This is a genomic window from Boseongicola sp. (genome assembly GCF_057460485.1).
This window is the reverse complement of sequence record NZ_JBVCWP010000443.1, coordinates 1-1,695: the sequence shown is the minus strand read 5'-3', so window position 1 is coordinate 1,695 and position 1,695 is coordinate 1. Positions and strand designations below refer to the sequence as shown.

The following is a 1,695-nucleotide window of genomic DNA, read 5'->3' as shown; positions in this document are numbered from 1 at the left end:
GGCATGGCATGGAACGGGCATTTTGGCTGCATGCGCTATCATCCGCTGTTCGTCTTCAACCAGTTCGGTCACCTCGAAAGCTGCGCCTTGCGCCCCGGCAATGTTCACAGCGCCGACGGATGGGAAGCCGTTCTGAAGCCGGTCATCACGCGATATACGGATCGTCCACTGATGCGGTTCTTTCGGGCCGATGCGGCGTTTGCCATTCCAGGCCTCTACAAGATGCTGGAAACGGAGGACTATTCCTACGCCATCCGCTTGCGGACCAACCGTGTTCTGCAAGGCAGGATTGCGCATCTGCTCAAGCGCCCAGTGGGTCGCCCACCAAAGGGCGTGAAGCGCATCTACGGCGACTTCGAGTATCAGGCGGTCTCATGGGATAAGCCCCGACGCGTTGTCGCCAAGGTCGAGTGGCATCCCGGCGAGTTATTCCCTCGCGTCGGTTTCATCGTCACCAACCTACCCATGGAGCCAAGCTGGGTGGTGTGTTTCTATAACCAGCGCGGCACCGCCGAGCAGCATATCAAGGAAGGCAAGCAGGCGATCAATTGGACCCGGTTGTCTTGCAAGGGATTGGCCCAGAACGAGGTGCGGCTTCAGCTTCATGCATTGGCCTACAATCTTGGTGTCTTCCTGAAAGGCGCTGATCTGCCCGAGGAGATGGCAGACTGGTCGCTGACCAGCCTGCAAACCCGGCTGATCAAAATCGGTGCACGGGTCGTCCGCCACGCCCGCGCCATCACGTTCCAGCTTGCCGAGGTCGCGGTCAGCGGTGATCTGTTCACTCGTATCCTTGTAGCCATCCATCGGCTGCGCTCCCCACCGGTAACCCAATGAGGATGTCAGCACCAAAACCCGAACGAAAGCGGCTCAACGGGTCTGTTCAAAGTGCCGTCTATCGGACCAAAAAAAGGGACAAGCAACTCGTCAGAGCCATAAATCGCACACAAATCAACCGCAAGATGCTCAGACATTGGCTCGGCGCGGCCAAAATTCTTGACCGGTGCGCAGAAGCGCGTCAGCTTTTGGAGGACGACGTTCTACTTGGGAAATGTCGGATAAGTCTGTCCAGAGAACAGCCGTGCTCAATCGTCAAAAAAATTTGCGACAGAACCAAAACGATGTCGTCTCCATTCTGACGTTAGTGATCAACTATTTGGCTTTGCAATCCTTATGTGAATCGTTTAGCTTGATTAAGTAGAACTTGGCCGCGTGACCTTATTTATTGGGGGCTCGCCCTTCTGGAGATATAATATGAAGCAACTAATTCTCGCTGCAGCCGTAACAGCCGCCGCATCTAATGCATTTGCTGGCTCGCTTGCCGATGCAGTCGTCGAGTCACAGCCGGTGGTGGTTGAGGAGTCCTCATCGTCAAGCTTTGCGCCAATAGGACCGGGCGCAGTAGCTGCGGGTGTTTTGGCTCTCGCAGCGCTTGCAGCAATCGCGAGCAGCAACGACGATACGAACGGAACAAACGGAACAAACTAAGCCTGCATTTCCCAAGTGCGACGATCCTATCAACGTCTTATCCGATAACGTGCCATACTTCTGCATGTTGAAGTGGTTGGAGTTGGGGGATCGAAAAGGCAGGTAAAATGGAATGGCCATGACGGCATCTGCATTTTGTATTCAAGGGCATCTCTCTCTTTTGAGGTGCCCTTTACACGTCTTAGAAGGGCTTTCATGGGTGTTGTG

The 1,695-nt window shown here is 54.7% G+C and carries 2 protein-coding genes; both read left to right on the top strand.

All coding sequences use genetic code 11. The features are described from left to right. On the top strand, nt 1-837 hold an 837-nt coding region (locus AC221Y_RS23345), incomplete at its 5' end, for an IS1380 family transposase (RefSeq protein ID WP_486708667.1). Between the two features lie 417 nt (nt 838-1,254). Beyond that, nucleotides 1,255-1,488 (top strand): hypothetical protein, encoded by a 234-nt coding sequence (locus tag AC221Y_RS23340; protein ID WP_486708666.1) that lies wholly within the window; start codon nt 1,255-1,257, stop codon nt 1,486-1,488. Nucleotides 1,489-1,695: the final 207 nt, after the last annotated feature.

What these genes read in the sequence shown, in the direction of transcription:
- AC221Y_RS23340 (WP_486708666.1), top strand. Translation starts at nt 1,255, where the DNA reads ATGAAGCAACTAATTCTCGCTGCAGCCGTAACAGCCGCCGCATCTAAT.